Annotated in this window: 12 protein-coding genes and 1 tRNA gene; 5 read left to right on the top strand and 8 right to left on the bottom strand. The window is 60.6% G+C overall.

Translation table 11 applies throughout. The features are described 5' to 3' along the window. Positions 1 to 261: 261 nt before the first annotated feature. Both rirA and ASE04_RS24745 read right to left on the bottom strand, forming a co-directional pair. The gene (rirA, locus tag ASE04_RS24750; protein WP_056824251.1) at positions 262 to 744 is read right to left on the bottom strand and encodes an iron-responsive transcriptional regulator RirA; all 483 of its coding nucleotides are present in this window, start codon (positions 742 to 744) and stop codon (positions 262 to 264) included. Between the two features lie 171 nt (positions 745 to 915). After that, positions 916 to 2,412, bottom strand: a complete 1,497-nt coding sequence (locus ASE04_RS24745; protein ID WP_056824248.1) for a CoA-acylating methylmalonate-semialdehyde dehydrogenase — start codon at positions 2,410 to 2,412, stop codon at positions 916 to 918. 167 nt (positions 2,413 to 2,579) lie between these two features. Between ASE04_RS24745 and ASE04_RS24740 the strand changes: the two genes are divergently transcribed. Together ASE04_RS24740 and ASE04_RS24735 are read left to right on the top strand one after the other, a co-directional pair. Beyond that, on the top strand, positions 2,580 to 2,894 hold the full coding sequence (locus tag ASE04_RS24740) for a putative quinol monooxygenase (protein WP_056825713.1): 315 nt from the start codon (positions 2,580 to 2,582) through the stop codon (positions 2,892 to 2,894). Then, complete coding sequence (locus ASE04_RS24735) at positions 2,891 to 3,772, top strand: LysR family transcriptional regulator (RefSeq protein ID WP_056824245.1); 882 nt, start codon at positions 2,891 to 2,893, stop codon at positions 3,770 to 3,772. Before ASE04_RS24740 ends, ASE04_RS24735 begins: the two co-directional genes overlap by 4 nt. Before the next feature lie 15 nt (positions 3,773 to 3,787). On the opposite strand, the gene ASE04_RS24730 is transcribed toward ASE04_RS24735, so the two are convergent. Together ASE04_RS24730 and ASE04_RS24725 are read right to left on the bottom strand one after the other, a co-directional pair. Continuing rightward, entirely contained in the window at positions 3,788 to 4,231 is a 444-nt protein-coding gene (locus ASE04_RS24730) for a DUF4174 domain-containing protein (RefSeq protein WP_056824243.1), read from the bottom strand. A 182-nt stretch (positions 4,232 to 4,413) separates the two neighbouring features. Beyond that, positions 4,414 to 4,659, bottom strand: a complete 246-nt coding sequence (locus ASE04_RS24725; RefSeq protein WP_056824240.1) for a helix-turn-helix domain-containing protein — start codon at positions 4,657 to 4,659, stop codon at positions 4,414 to 4,416. 381 nt (positions 4,660 to 5,040) lie between these two features. On the opposite strand from ASE04_RS24725, the gene ASE04_RS24720 reads away from it, so the two are divergent. Further along, a complete protein-coding gene (locus ASE04_RS24720) occupies positions 5,041 to 5,877 on the top strand; it encodes a universal stress protein (protein WP_056824237.1) in 837 nt (278 codons plus the stop codon). 32 nt (positions 5,878 to 5,909) lie between these two features. Here ASE04_RS24720 and ASE04_RS24715 read toward each other — a convergent pair. Both ASE04_RS24715 and ASE04_RS24710 read right to left on the bottom strand, forming a co-directional pair. Next, positions 5,910 to 5,986, bottom strand: a tRNA-His gene (locus ASE04_RS24715). Positions 5,987 to 6,112: 126 nt separating this feature from the next. Continuing rightward, the gene (locus tag ASE04_RS24710; protein WP_056824235.1) at positions 6,113 to 6,556 is read right to left on the bottom strand and encodes a phasin; all 444 of its coding nucleotides are present in this window, start codon (positions 6,554 to 6,556) and stop codon (positions 6,113 to 6,115) included. Positions 6,557 to 6,768: 212 nt separating this feature from the next. On the opposite strand from ASE04_RS24710, the gene ASE04_RS24705 reads away from it, so the two are divergent. After that, positions 6,769 to 10,434: an ATP-binding protein gene (locus tag ASE04_RS24705; protein ID WP_056824233.1), complete on the top strand. Its 3,666-nt coding sequence runs from the start codon at positions 6,769 to 6,771 to the stop codon at positions 10,432 to 10,434. Between the two features lie 218 nt (positions 10,435 to 10,652). On the opposite strand, the gene ASE04_RS24700 is transcribed toward ASE04_RS24705, so the two are convergent. After that, positions 10,653 to 12,605, bottom strand: coding sequence for an acetoacetate--CoA ligase (locus ASE04_RS24700; protein WP_056824230.1), 1,953 nt, complete (start codon positions 12,603 to 12,605; stop codon positions 10,653 to 10,655). Between the two features lie 158 nt (positions 12,606 to 12,763). On the opposite strand from ASE04_RS24700, the gene ASE04_RS24695 reads away from it, so the two are divergent. Next, positions 12,764 to 14,644, top strand: a complete 1,881-nt coding sequence (locus tag ASE04_RS24695; protein ID WP_056824227.1) for an AsmA family protein — start codon at positions 12,764 to 12,766, stop codon at positions 14,642 to 14,644. Here ASE04_RS24695 and ASE04_RS24690 read toward each other — a convergent pair whose 3' ends face one another. Further along, complete coding sequence (locus tag ASE04_RS24690; RefSeq protein WP_056824225.1) at positions 14,645 to 15,463, bottom strand: ABC transporter permease; 819 nt, start codon at positions 15,461 to 15,463, stop codon at positions 14,645 to 14,647. It abuts the gene before it with no gap. Position 15,464: the final 1 nt, after the last annotated feature.

Below are 15,464 nucleotides of genomic sequence, written 5' to 3'. Positions count from 1 at the left end.
ACGATATTTATCTGCTGAAATCAACGACCCGATTGGAAAATTTTTCCAGTCGGACAACTTTTGTAATTTTCCGCCGAAAATAGGCCGCATTTAGAAATATTTGCACTGGATAAGTCTAGTTTTTGTCGCATTTGGTATGATTTCGCCTACGGGGGCGACGACACGGCACAAGCTTGCCGCGAACCGGGGAGCCTAGCCCAAAAACAAAACAACCGCAGGCACCCAAGGCGACTGCGGTTGCGGAATGCTGGAAACCGAAGCTCAGGCAGCGGGTGCTGTAACCGCGGGCTTGCGGTACGCCTGCTCGCCGGTAATGCCGAGGAGGAAACTGATCTGCGGCCGCGCCTTGACGAGATCGTCGATCGAGTACTGGGTCAGCACGTCGAAGAAGGCGTTCAGCGCCTTTCGAAGCGCGGAGTTCAAACCGCAGCTGTCGACCAGCGGGCACTCGACCATGCCGTCGTCCTCGAAGCATTCCGCCATGGCGAAGCTATCTTCGGTGACACGGACGATGTCGAAAAGGCTGATGTCCTTGGCAGGCCTGCCGAGGCGAACACCGCCATTGCGGCCGCGGACCGTTTCAACCAGACCAGCCTTGTTCAAGGGCTGCAGGATCTTGAATAGAAAAAGTTCGGAAACGCCGTAGGCTCTGGCGATCTCTGGAATGCGGCTGAGGCGCCCGTCGTTGGCCGCGCAATACATCAACATGCGTACCGCATAGTTGGTCTGTTTCGTCAAACGCATGCCGATCTCCAGAATCGTTCCCGTGTAAGTCGTCTATATAGTGGCTTTGGTAGTTTTGAACAATTCCAAAATATGAAATTCCCAATCACGTTTATGCGGCCCCTCGCCGCACGGGCCAAAACGAAACCGGCCCCACGAGGGGCCGGTCGAAATGTCTTGAGGCTGGTACTCTTACTTCATCGTCGGCATGACGAATTCGGCGCCGTCCTTGATGCCCGACGGCCAACGAGCGGTGATCGTCTTGGTCTTGGTCCAGAACTTGATCGAGTCCGTGCCGTGCTGGTTGAGGTCGCCGAAGCTCGAAGCCTTCCAGCCGCCGAAGGAGTGGTAGGCCAGCGGAACAGGGATCGGAACGTTGATGCCGATCATGCCGATGTTGATGCGCGAGGCAAAGTCGCGGGCGGCATCACCGTCGCGGGTGTAGATCGCGACACCGTTGCCGTATTCATGCTTCATCGGCAGGTCGAGGGCTTCTTCGTAGTTCTTGGCGCGGACGACCGAGAGAACCGGTCCGAAGATTTCGGTCTTGTAGATATCCATGTCGGGCGTGACGTTGTCGAACAGCGTGCCGCCAACAAAGTAGCCGTCTTCGTAACCCTGCAGCTTGAAGCCGCGACCGTCGACGAGGAGCTTGGCGCCTTCCTCGACGCCCTTGTCGATCAGGCCGGTGACGCGGGCCTGAGCTTCCTTGGTGACGAGCGGGCCGAGATCAGCCTTGTCATCCGTGTAAGGACCGATGCGGAGCGCCTCGATCTTCGGCGTCAGCTTCTCGACGAGACGGTTGGCCGTTTCTTCGCCAACAGGAACGGCGACGGAGATCGCCATGCAGCGCTCGCCGGCGGAGCCGTAGCCGGCGCCCATCAGAGCGTTGACGGCCTGATCCAGGTCGGCATCGGGCATGATGATCATGTGGTTCTTGGCGCCGCCGAAGCACTGGGCGCGCTTGCCGTTCATGGCAGCGGTGCCATAGACGTAACGAGCAATTGGGGTCGACCCGACGAAGGAGACGGCACCAATATCGGGATCGGTGAGGATCGCATCGACGGCGGTCTTGTCACCGTTGACGACATTGAGGATGCCTGCCGGAAGGCCGGCTTCAATCATCAGTTCGGCCAGGCGCATCGGCACGGACGGGTCGCGCTCGGAGGGCTTCAGGATGAAGGCGTTGCCGCAGGCGATCGCCGGGGCGAACATCCACATCGGGATCATGGCCGGGAAGTTGAACGGCGTGATGCCGGCACCGATGCCGACAGCCTGGCGCATCGAGTACATGTCGATTGCAGGACCCGCGCCTTCGGTAAACTCGCCCTTCTGCAGGTGCGGGATGCCGCAGACGAATTCGCAGACTTCGAGGCCGCGGACGATGTCGCCCTTGGAGTCCTCGACCGTCTTGCCGTGCTCGGTGGACAGGAGAACGGCGAGCTCATCCATGTGCTTGTTCAGAAGCTCGACGAACTTGAAGAAGACACGGGCGCGACGCTGTGGATTGGTGGCAGCCCACTTCGGCTGTGCAGCCTTGGCGTTCTCGACAGCGGCGCGCATATCCTCGTTGCTCGCCAAAGCAACGGTCGCCTGCACTTCGCCCGTCGCCGGATTGTAAACGTTGCTGGTGCGTCCGCTGGTGCCAGCGACATGCTTGCCGCCGATGAAATGACCGATCTCACGCATGGATGTGCCTCCTCTAGATTTATTGGATGCCGCACAATCGCACTTCAATTTACACAAATCAATGAACTGATATAAGGAACCGTTGTGCGAAAATTAAAGTTGTTGGCGACACTGTGGCTTCTGCGGAGCTATATAGAGCGCCAGCCGAATTTGAGAGGATGATCTCAGTGAGCGCAAAACCGATCGTCAGAATGGCCGAGATCGAGATCGATCCGGCCCAGCTCGAAGCCTACCGCGCGCTGCTTTCCGAGGAGATCGAAGCAGCCGTTGCCCTGGAGGACGGCGTTCTTTCGCTTAGTGCCGTTGCCATCAAGGACAGTCCGCACAAGATCCGCATTCTCGAAGTCTATGCGGATCGCGAGGCCTATGAGGCGCATCTGCTGACGCCGCATTTTCTCAAATACAAGAATGGAACGGCCGGGATGGTGACGTCGCTGACGCTCGTCGATGTCGAGCCGATCGCGATGGCGGCCAAAGCATGAACTGGGACGACGTTCGCATTTTCCTGGCCGTCGCCCGAACCGGTCAGATCCTCGCGGCCTCCAAACGGCTGGCGCTCAACCACGCCACGCTGTCGCGACGCCTGACTTCGCTCGAAGAGGCGCTCAAGACACGGCTGTTCGTTCGCCGGACTAACGGGTGCGAGCTGACGACCGAAGGCGAGGTTTTCCTGGCTTCGGCCGAGCGGATGGAAACGGAGATGCTGGCGGCGCAGGCCAATCTTGGCCGCACCGATACGGCGATCGCCGGCACCGTTCGTGTCGGAGCGCCTGACGGTTTCGGCGTTTCGTTTCTGGCCCCGCGCATGGGTCGGCTGATCGAGCGCCATCCCGAGCTAAAGATCCAGCTGGTGCCGGTACCGCGTTCCTTTTCGCTTTCGCAGCGCGAGGCCGATATCGCCATCACCCTCGAGCGCCCAGAACAAGGTCGCCTCGTCTCGTCCAAGCTGACCGACTATACGCTGGGCCTTTACGCCTCGCGCGACTATCTCAAAAGGCATGAAGCGCCCGTCGATGCCGATGGGCTGAAAACGCATCCCCGGATCGGCTATGTCGAAGACCTCGTTTTCACAGCCTCGCTCAATTTCAGCTCGGCGGTGATGCGCAGCTGGGATGCCTCATTCGAGATCTCGACCGCGATCGGTCAGACAGAGGCCGTGCGCTCAGGCGCCGGCATCGGCATCCTCCACGACTATATCGCCAGACAATACCCCGAACTCATACAGGTGCTTCCCGACGTCTCCATCCATCGGGCTTACTGGACGACCTATCACGAGAGCGCGCGCGATCTCGTTCGTGTCCGCACCGTGGTCGATTTTCTGCAGGAACTCGTCAGCGCCGAGCGCAACATATTTCTCTGAGCATCAGGCGGAGGCTCAAGACGGATCCTTTGCGTCAGCGGCTTCCGCAGCCCTGACCGGCATCGCATCGATGATGGTAAAGAGCTCGCCGCTGCTCACCGGTTCACGAACGTTGAGCTTCACCGTCCCGTCCTTGCCGACGAGAACCGCCGCGAATTCGCCGGCAGACACGCCGATCAGTTCCTGCTCGAGAGCTTCGGCATCCAGACTTTCGGCGGCTCCAAAAATCGCGCGCAGGTTACCGCCGGCGACCTTCAGGACGACGACATCGCGCTCACCCAGCCCTTGACGATCGGCAAGCAGCATATTTTCCTGGCGTGCCGCGCGCGCATTGTCCTTGTCCGGAAAGATGACGACAACACGGCTTTTCCATTGAAACTGCTCAAGGCTGCCGATGGCGGCATAGCCGGCATTCGTTTCGTCAACCTTGGTTGCGCCATATAAGAGTGTCTTTGACATTCGATATTCTCCCGCTGCCGATGACAACGCTTGCCCGAAGGGAGCGGTTCCATGGTCAGGTCAGTCGGGGAAAAGCGCCACTCAGGATGCCGGCAAAGAAACCGGTTCATAAGACGGTCGGCATCGCCGGACCGAAGAGTGGCAGGGGCGGCCGGAAAATCCCGCCAGCCCCATAGCATTCGTCACTCTGGAAGAAACGCCGTAATCGTTATTTGCAGCGCCGCAGCGATCCGCTTCAATTTTGCAGGATCGACATCCGCACCGCTTTCGACATCCTGGATCTCGCTGACGAGCAGGCCACAGGTAACCGCCAGATCGTCAATCGAATAACCAACGGCCTCGCGAGCATTCTTTACAGCAGCTGCGATATTGATGGTGGATACGGCCGTGGCTTTGGTTTCATCCAGATTGTTGAGCGAAATGGACATCCAATTCTCCTTCTAAAATCACTCTGAATTAACCCCCGCTTAAGAAATGGCATTCTCAATCACATTTTGCAACGCAATATGACGATAGAGAACAAAATTGTGATGCATTGAAACGATTAGCGCGCGATCTTTCTTGCGCCCTCCGTCCTGAATTGCAAACGACGGCTTGCAGCATTAGCGGGCTTACATCGCTTGATATGTAGGGATCACATAGTCGTTGCAGCGCAGGGGGTAGAGGCGTAGAGTTTGGAGTAGCGCCGCCAATCACAAAAAGCAGATGTTGGCGCGGAAGGGCGAGACAAGACTGCGTTTGTGGAGGCAGATCCCGCCATGTTCACCGTGCGACCGAGACAACAGCAACCCGACCGTAGCCCGGAGGGAATGCAATACCCGGATCAGCGCCTGGCGCCGGCCGACGTGCTGGCCCTACTCTCCGATCCCGCATGCGCCCATTCGTGCCTGGAGATCGCCGAACAGGCCGCCCGCTCGATCAACGGGAGCATGGGGGCAGCCCATCTCGGCACACGCCCTGTCGGCATGATCACGGCGCCTGAAGAGATCGACCTGATGATGTTGCGCGAGATCTCGGAAGGGTCTTCGCGGGAACGTTTCGAGCATGTGAGCAAGGTGTTCCGGGCCTGGCGACGCAACTCTCCGGAACGGCGAACCTTGCCGATGGGCGATTATGGCGGCGACATGGAGCGCTGCATGGCCCGCGAGGCTCACGACAGCTCGATCGTGGTGGCGCCCTATCACGGCAACCTCGACGCCCGGGATGCCTTCTACGACCTTATCTTCAATGAACAGAAGCTGGTGCTGGTGCCGCCGCGCGGCGGCTATGACGGCAACCTGCTGCGTCACGTCGTGATCGCCTGGAAGCCGCAAAACCACGCCCAGCGGGCCGTCACCGCCGCAAGGCAATGGCTTACCGTAGCTGAACGCGTGACGATCCTCTGCGTCAACGACACGCCGACCGCCGTGTCGCGAAACAAGGCGAAAGACCTGATGGCCGAGATCGGCATCGGGGCTGAGATCGTCGCCGTCAGTTCCGGAAGCCGCTCGGTCGGCGAAACGATTCTCGATTTCGCCCGCTCGGAGAACGCCAGCTGCCTGCTGCTCGGCGCCTTCAAGCACAGCTATTTCCTCGAACTGCTGCTCGGGCGGGTCACGCGTTATCTATTGCTGAACGCGCCAATGCCATTGCTGATGAAGCACTGAGCTGGTCACATTCGGAATGAAAAGTGGAAGAATGGTACGGTTGGGGGGTCTCGAACCTCCGACCTCAGGTGCCACAAACCTGCGCTCTAACCAACTGAGCTACAACCGCACAAATCGCGTCCGACGCGACGGGGCTCACATACGAGGACTTGAGAATTAATTCAAGCCCTATCTCCCCTCAATATACAAAAAGGCCGGACGAACGGTCCGGCCTTTTGTCGTCTCGGTGATCGGATCAGGCTGCCTTGAAGGAAGCCATGACCTTTTCCGCAGCTTCCTTGCTCGGCTTGGCAAGCTTCTCGGCGACCTGCTTGGAGGTCTCCTGCATCGACTTGGCCTGCTCGATGGTGAGCTCGGTCTGCTTGCGCAGGAACGAGGTCTGCAGTTCGATCAGTTCGCCAATCGACTTGACGGACAGGAGGGCGTCCATGTGCGTCAGGGAGTGCTCGGCATTCACGCGCAGTGCATCGATGGCCTTGTGGCCGATTTCGGCAACACCAGCCTGGGCGGTCTGCACAGTTGTTTCCAGCGTCTTGCCGGCTTCGTCGCCCGCGACCTTCATCTTCGCGTAAGCCTCGCGGGACTGCTGAGCCCCCTTCTCGGCGAAATCACGGAAAGAATCCGCGAACTTTGCAGGGTCGAAGGAAGAGATCGAAAAAACGTCGTCGATTTTCGCCATGGGTCTGCGCTCCTTTGGTCTGGGCATGGGTCACGCCTCATTTGTTAGGTGACCATTATATATAGCAGTTCCTTGTGCATTGCAATATCATTGTGCACTGCACAACGCATTAACCTTTCCGCTCGAAACTCCCGGGCTCTGCTGGACCCTCATGCAGCCTGTCGTTATTAATAGAGCGTTAATTTCAATGCCCGAAGCCCGAAGGTGCGAGCATGCCGGCAGTCCAGTATCCGTTCATCGATATCGCCGTCCACCCGCGCGTCAGGGAACGTTTTGCGCGTGGCGAAGCGTTGGTCCTGCTTTCCGCCGACCTCACCCGCGCACTATGGGCCAACGGTTCGGGCGCTGCGCTTTTCGGGTATTCGGCGGTTTATGACCTTCTCGAACAGGGCATCAGCCGAACGGACATCACCTTTCGACAACTCGAGGCCACAGCAAGGCAACTTGCCGCCATCGGCGACAGCCGCAACTTCATGATCCGCATCGCGGAAGGGTTCCAGCGGGTTGCTGTTCAGGCGGGAGTGGAACTTCTCACTCTCTCTTCCGGCGAACAGGCCATCTTGGTCTTCCTGCCCGCTTCGGCGAAACCGCCCCTGCGCGACAGCGCCAAGCGGATGCTGAGCGGCCTCGATGACCCCGACACCCATATGGCGGTAATCGGCGACGATGGCGAAATCATCGCCTCTTCGCCGGGCTTTTCCTCGCTCGGCGTCACACAGCAAACGGCGCGTGCACTGGCCACGATGGCGGGTGAAAGCACGCATGGTCTGGTGAAGCGGCCGGTCGCGACGGGTAAAGGCTATCTTCCTGCCGCCGTTGGGCGAATCAGTGATGCACCGGCGCTCAATCTCCTTTTTGCCGTCGAGACGGTTCTTGGAAGACTCGACCCGCTGGAAGCGCCGGACTTATCCACAAGCCCTGTTAACCATGTTGCCGACACCCCCGCACCGGACTTCGCCGACGCCATCGACGCTGTTGCCGGGATCGAGGACATAGAGGACGAGCCGGAAGAGCGTATCGAGGCCAGCGACGATACCGCCGAGGCCTCTGCCGTTGCGGAAGAAGCAGTAGAAGCCGAGCTTGCGGAAACGGCACTTGAGGTGATCGAGGAGCCTGCCACCGACGCCGCTGATATTATTGTTGAGGACGCTGCGGATGAGGCGGCAGAGGTCGCTGCCGAAGCCGAGCCGATGCCCTCCGATAGTGAACTCGCTGCGGATCCGGCAACGGATCAGCCGGTCGAGACAGTCGCCGAAGAAGAAGACGAAATCACGACAGGCGATCACGTTGCGGCTGAGACGCCGGTCGTGCAGGCATCCGACAATGCCGCCTTCGTGTTCAGGCCGAACAGCCGGGCGACCCGCTTTGTCTGGAAGATCGATGCCGAGGGGCGTTTCAGCGAAGTCTCGGACGAGTTCGCCGAGGCCGTCGGCCCACATGCCGCCGACATCATCGGCGTCGCGTTCAGCGACCTCGCCGCCCTCTTCAATCTCGATCCGGAAGGCAAGATTGCCGAAGCGCTGGCCCGCCGCGATACATGGTCGGGAAAGACGATCAACTGGCCGATCGAGGGAACGAGCCTGGCCGTTCCCGTCGATCTCGCAGCGTTGCCGACCTATACGAGAAGCCGCGAGTTCGACGGATTTCGTGGTTTCGGCGTCGTGCGCCTTGCCGATGCCGCCGAGGATCCGCTGGCGCTTGGCCTGACCTTCCTGGCGCAGGAACCAACGCCTCCGGAACTGGAACAAGCGAAAGCCGATGAGGACCTGCCTGTCGAAGCGCAGCCCGAGGAAGAGCCTGCGCCCGTCCAGGTCGAAGACGAGACGCCTGACGTCGTCGACACCACCGAACCGGCTGAGGTGGAACCTGTTGCCGCCGAGTCAGAACCGGATACCGCACAGCCGGAGCCCGTTGCTCTGCAGCCAGAGCCTGTCGCCGAAGCGCCTCAGCACGAGGATCTACCGACCGAGGCAGCACCTGTTCGTGTCGAGCCGCCGGCGCTCCGGATCGTCGAAACGCCAAACCGTCGCCTGACCGATAAGATCGTGCAGCTGCACGGCGCCGGACCGACCCTGACCTCGGCCGAGCAGGCGAACTTCCGCGAAATCGCCAAGCGCCTCGAGGCTTTCGGCGTTCGCGCATCGGAAACCGAGGAAGACGCCACGGGCAGCGACAACGCAGCTCCCGAGGAGCAGGAAGTTCGCGATGCCGGGCCTGTCGCGCCGCTAGAAGACGCACTTGAGCCTTCGGAATCGGACAGCGCGGCACAGCCGATTGCTGACGAAGAAGACGACGCCGTCGAGGGCCTCGAGGAAACCGTCAGCCAGATGGACATCCTGGCGAGCTTCATTCCGCCACGGGTGAAGATGACGGACGGCTTCTCCGCGGGTGTGATCGACCAGCTGCCCGTTGCCGTTCTCATTCATGCTGGCGATGACCTGATTCATGCCAATCCGGAGTTCATGCGACTGACCGGCTATGGCTCGCTCGAGGAGCTTTCGGACGTCGGCGGGATCGACGCGCTGCTACAACGCCACGAACTGGCTGGGAATTCACGCGGGGGCAGCGCCATGATGCTCGTCACCGCGGAAGACCAGCTTGTGCCGGTTTCGGCGCGGCTGCAATCCATTCGCTGGGAAGAATCCAGCGCGCTGATGCTGGCGCTGATGCCCACCGCAAACGATGCGACTGTGCCGGCGAAGGATATTACCCCTGCCGAGCCCCGCGCGACCGATCGGATGATCGAAAAGGTCGCAAGGCTTCAGGTCGAAGTCGAGGAACTGCGATCGATCCTCGAGACCGCCACCGACGGCGTCGTCGTCATCGGCAGCGAGGGCGACATCCGCTCGATGAATCGCTCGGCCAGCGCTCTTTTCAACTACGACGAGGAAGAGACGCGCGGCAAACCCTTCGTCATGCTCTTCGCCCATGAAAGCCAGCGAGCAGTGCTCGACTATCTCAATGGGCTCTCGGGCCACGGCGTCGCGAGCGTCCTGAACGATGGTCGCGAAGTGATCGCGCGCGAGGCCGCCGGTGGCTTCGTGCCGCTCTTCATGACGATGGGCCGCCTCACCTCGTCGAACGGCTATTGCGCCGTCATCCGCGACATCACGCAGTGGAAGCGCACCGAAGACGACCTGCGCACCGCCAAGAGCGCGGCCGAAACCGCCAATGCCCACAAAACGGATTTCCTCGCGCGCGTCAGCCACGAGATCCGCACGCCGCTCAATGCAATCATCGGTTTCTCCGACATGATGGCGACGGAACGCTTTGGGCAGATCGGCCATCCGCGCTATGTCGAATATGCCAACGACATCGGCCGGTCCGGCCGGCATGTCCTCGATATCGTCAACGATCTTTTGGATATCTCCAAGATCGAGGCGGGCGAGATGGACCTGGACTTCGACGCCGTCAAACTGAACGAGGCCATTTCGGAAGCGGTATCGCTGCTGCAGCCGCAGGCAAACAGCCAGCGCGTCATCATCCGGACGGCACTGTCGCAAGCCATTCCCGATGTCGTCGCCGATCTTCGCTCCATCAAGCAGATCGCGCTCAACATCCTGTCGAATTCGATCCGCTTCACGCCGTCGGGCGGTCAGATCGTGGTGTCCACGTCCTATGAAGCCAACGGCAGCGTTGTTCTTCGCATTCGCGACACCGGCGTCGGGATGACCCGCAGCGAGCTCGATCAGGCGATGAAGCCGTTCCGCCAGGTGTCGACGCAATCGCGCCATCGCGGCGAAGGCACCGGCCTTGGCCTGCCGCTGACCAAGGCAATGGTCGATGCGAACCGTGCCGTCTTCGCGATCAGCTCTACGCCGAACGAAGGCACGCTCGTCGAGATCGCCTTCCCGTCGCAGCGCGTCCTCGCGGGCTGAACGAAAAAAGGCAGCCGAAGTGGCTGCCTGTAAAGTTCAGTGCTGTTCAACAAGGGCTTAGTCGCTCAACATCATGTTTCGGGAGCCGGAGCTCCAAGCTGCCTCGTTCATAAGCAGCCCCAAGTTACATTCACCTTTGACAAAGGTTTCTTAACGAAAAGTTGCCGCTCCAAGGCAGCTTTTGAAGGTCAAAGCTTGTAGTTTCGCTCGCATTTTAACTAGCTACGCAGCTCCGGAAGTGCGGCAAAGAGGTCCAGGGCTTCCGGATTGGCGAGCGCTTCCTTGTTCTTGACCGGGCGGCCATGCACGATCTCGCGAACGGCGAGCTCTACGATCTTCCCGGATTTGGTCCTTGGAATATCCGCGACCGCGATGATCTTCGCAGGCACATGACGCGGCGATGCGCCGGTTCGTATCCGTGTCTTGATCGCCTTCACCATTTCGTCGGTCAACGCCACGCCGGCAGCCAGCCGGACGAACAGGATCACGCGAACATCGTCCTCCCATTCCTGGCCGATGCACAGCGCTTCCGCAACCTCCGTCATCTGCTCGACCTGATTATAGATCTCCGCCGTGCCGATCCGTACCCCACCCGGATTGAGAGTTGCATCAGAGCGCCCGTGGATGACGATGCCGTCGTGCTCGGTCCATTCGGCAAAATCGCCATGGCACCAGATATTGTCGAAGCGCTCGAAATAGGCGGCGCGATATTTCGCCCGATCAGGATCGTTCCAGAACATCACCGGCATCGACGGGAACGCCTTCGTGCAGACGAGCTCTCCCTTCTGGCCGCGAACCGGATAGCCTTCGTCATCCCAGACATCGATCGCGAGACCGAGGCCCGCGCCCTGTATCTCGCCACGCCAAACCGGCTGCAGCGGATTTCCAAGCACGAAGCAGGAGACGATGTCCGTGCCGCCGGAGATGGACGCGAGCTGAACGTCCTCCTTGATCCCTTCGTAGACGAAGGTGAACCCCTCGGGCGACAGCGGCGAGCCGGTGGACGTCATCAACCGCAAGCTGGAGAGATCATGCGAGCTGCGCGGGACAAGCCCGCTCTTGCGCACCGCGTCGATGTACTTCGCGGACGTGCCGAACACGGCAAATCTCTCGGCCTGCGCGTAGTCGAACAAGACATTGCCATCAGGGGCGAAAGGCGAACCATCGAACAGGCAGAGCGTGGCACCAACGGCGAGGCCGCTGACCAGCCAGTTCCACATCATCCAGCCGCAGGTTGTAAAGTAGAAGAGCTTTTCGCCTGGCTGCAGTCCGCAGTGAAGGCGATGTTCCTTGAGATGCTGCAGCAACGTACCGCCCGCCGAATGCACGATGCACTTCGGCACGCCCGTGGTTCCCGACGAGAACAGGATATAGAGCGGGTGCGAGAACGGCAGGCGCACAAACTCGAGCTCTGCGGGGTCATAGGGAGCAATGAACGTGTCCAGCGTCGTGGCGTTCGGCGTTTCGCGCGCAACCGCCTCGGCATCGCCGGCGTAGTGGACAACGACAACGGGGCTGCCGAGCCCTTTGGCGACCGCGGCCACCTTTTCCTTCACGTCCTGAAGCTTGCCGCCATACCAATAGGCATCGCAGGCGACAAACAATTTCGGACCGATCTGGCCGAAGCGATCAAGCACACCCTGCTCCCCGAAATCAGGCGAACAGGACGACCAGATCGCCCCGACGGAGGCCGCCGCCAGCATGAAAGCCACGGTCTCCGGCATGTTCGGCATCATTGCAGCGACACGATCGCCGGGGCCTATACCCTCGGAGCGCAGAGCCTGCTGCAGGCGCGACACCAGATCGCGAAGCCTGTCCCAGCTCCAGCGGTCTTCCACCTTATCCTCGCCGCGGAAGACGATGGCATCGCCATGGCCTTTACCCGCGAGCAGGTTTTCGGCGAAGTTCAGCGTCGCATCCGGAAAGAAGCGGGCGTCGATCATGGTGTCGTCGTTGATCAGCGTGCGTGCGCCGCGATCGCCGATCACGCCGCAGAAATTCCAGACGGCGTTCCAGAAATGCTCCCGCTCGGCGACGGACCAGCCATGGAGATCACCGTAGGTCTCCAGCGCAAGACCATGCGCGTCGTTGCATGCCTGCATGAAGGCATGCATGGGAGAGGCCTTGATCGAGGCTGGCGAGGGCATCCAGAGTGGCTTATCGTCACGCATCCAAGCATCTCCTGTTCCGTCGCCTATATATCATGCTGCAGCGCGCAAGAAAGATGGAAACCGGACTGTAAAGGCGATCGATTTGCAACTGTCCGGCAATTGATATATCCGGCATTTCAGTAAATTAACGGACCAGCGCCGAAAAACGGGCGAAGCTTATGAGTACGTCTCGACAGCCACAATGGCGGAAGAAATTGAAGCCTGCGTCCCGTTGGTTGCCTGGTATCGCCAGGCTCGCCACAGTGGTGCTGCTCGTCGCCCTGACCGTGTTCGTCTCGCTTCGCGTGGCCGGCCCCTATCTCATCTCCACCAGCATGGTGCGCTCGGGTATCGAGGACGCGCTATCGAAGTGGATCGGCTACAATGCCGAGATCGCAGGCAGGCCGGTCGTCGAATTCTGGCCCACGCCGCGCATCACGCTCAGCCAGATTTCGGTTCGCCAGAAAAGCGATGAGAAGAAACTGCTCGGGACGATCGAGAGCCTTTCAGCCGAATTCAACCTGATCGATGCGATCCGGGGCAAGGCGAGCTTCCACGAATTCCATCTGCTGCGGCCCAATCTCCAGCTGACCCGCGAAAAGAGCGGCATGATCGACTGGACGAACGAAGGCCAGCTCGCCAAGGCGATCAATGCCGCCAGCAGCGACGGCAACCAGGAGAAGCTCGATCCGAAACTGGACGCGCGCGTCGGAACGATCACGGTCGAGGACGGCACCCTTGACGTTACAGACGTCGCCAGCGGGAAGTCCTATCACTTCGAGGGCGTGACAGCCGATGTCAGCTGGACGAAGCTTTCCGCTCCGGTGAGCGCGGTTCTCATCGCCCGCACCAACGGCCTCGACCTGAAGCTGGACTTCTCCTCGCCAAGCCCTCTGCTGGTCTTTGGAGGAAAGCGCGCGCCGCTTACCGCATCATTGGCATCCAATCTGCTGACCGCGCGCTTCGACGGCGACGGCAGCATTACCCACCTTCTCGGCTACTCCGGCAGCATGGCTGTCACCATTCCGAATCTCCCGGCGCTGCTCACCTGGGCAGACCGTTCGTTGCCCGGCGTTGCGACGCTGAAGGCATTTTCGATCGAGAGCGACATGGTTTCGGCGGATAACGGCTTCCGTTTCAACAATGTCAGCCTGGGGATGAACGGGGCGAGCGCCACCGGGGCCATGGATGTCACCTTCATGCCCGGCAAGCGACCGAAACTTGGCGGCACGCTTGCTTTTGACGAGATGAACTTCCGGTCGCTGTTCGATGCCTTCGCGTTGCGCCTCGCGGCTGGCGAAGCCGGCGGACCGCCGGATGGCGGTGCGTTGCAGCAGCTGGATCTCGACCTTCGTTTCTCGGCGAGACGGGCGGATATTGCCCCGTTCGAGCTGACGAACGTCGGCGCCGGCATCATCGTTTCCAGCAACGAGGCCAAGTTCGATATCGGCGATAGCCAGTTCGAGGGCGGATCGCTGACTGCCCATCTGGAAGCGACACGCGGCGATTTCGACGGCGGCGGCAAGCTGCAGCTTTCGATCGGCGGCGCCGATTTCGCCAACCTGATCGAACGGCTGCAGCTCAAGGGCCCGCTTCCGCTGACGACAGGTTCGCTCGATCTATCCGTCCGCACCGCGCTTCCGCTGTGGAAGGCCGGACCTGCCGATGTGACCGGCACGATCGGATTTCACGCGCTCGCCGGATCGCTTCCCGGTTTCGATGCCGAAGCCATTCGCAGCAAGGCGGCGACAGGGGAATTCTTCGACCTCAGCGCCGTCTCGCATCGGTCATTTGCCTTCGACAAATTCGACATCAGCGCGGATCTGGCAGATGGCGTCGCGACAATTCGCACCGCCGTCATCGATGGGCCGGTCGAGACGATCGGGCTGACAGGCGTCATCCCTTACAAGTCAAGCGGCCTGGCTCTATCCGGAACCATCGGCGCCACGCAGCCAAGCGCAAGCGAGAGCTTCCCCAGCCTCCCCTTTTTCGTCGGCGGCTCCTGGCCGGACCCGGTGATTTCCATGGTTCCGGCTTCCGCCCAAGGGACGACGAAGTAATCAGGGTGCGTTCGCCGCAGCGCGCTCGTCCCGTTCACGTTGCAGTTCACGGCGCTTGGTGATCGTCGATGCGACGATGACGCCGATGGCGACGATCCCGATGAGGATCGTGCACACCGCATTGATTTCAGGCGTGACCCCAAGACGGACCTGGCTGTAGATCTTCATCGGCAGGGTGGTGGCGCCCGGTCCTGACGTGAAGCTCGCAATCACCAGATCGTCCAGCGACAGCGTGAAGGCCAGTATCCAGCCGGAGAGCACGGCCGGCGCGATGATCGGCAGCGTCACCTCGAAGAAGGTCCTGACGGGCGGTGCCCCGAGGTCCATCGCGGCCTCCTCGATCGAGCGATCGAAGGTCAGCAGGCGGGACTGCACCACCACCGCGACGAAGCACATGGTCAGGGTCGTGTGCGCAAGCGTGATGGTCCAGAAGCCGCGATCGAAACCGATGGCGACAAAGAGCAGCAGCAGCGACAGGCCGGTGATGACTTCGGGCATGACCAGCGGCGCGTATACCATGCCCGAGAACAGCATTCGGCCACGGAATCGCGTGTAGCGAACCAGTGCGAGCGCAGCGAACGTCCCGAGAATGGTTGCGGCGGTTGCTGAAAACAGGCCGACGCGGATCGTCACCCAGGCGGCATCGAGAAGCGCCTGGTTATGAAAGAGCGAGACGTACCACTTGGTCGAGAAGCCGCCCCATACCGTAACCAGCTTCGACTCGTTGAACGAAAAGACGACGAGAAGAACGATCGGAAGGTAGAGAAAGGCAAAACCGAGCGCGACGGAAGCGATGTTGAAACGGGTCCACTTCAGCATG

The sequence above is a fragment of the Rhizobium sp. Root708 genome (genome assembly GCF_001429725.1).
Classification (GTDB): domain Bacteria; phylum Pseudomonadota; class Alphaproteobacteria; order Rhizobiales; family Rhizobiaceae; genus Rhizobium.
This window is presented reverse-complemented; position numbering and strand designations above follow the sequence as displayed.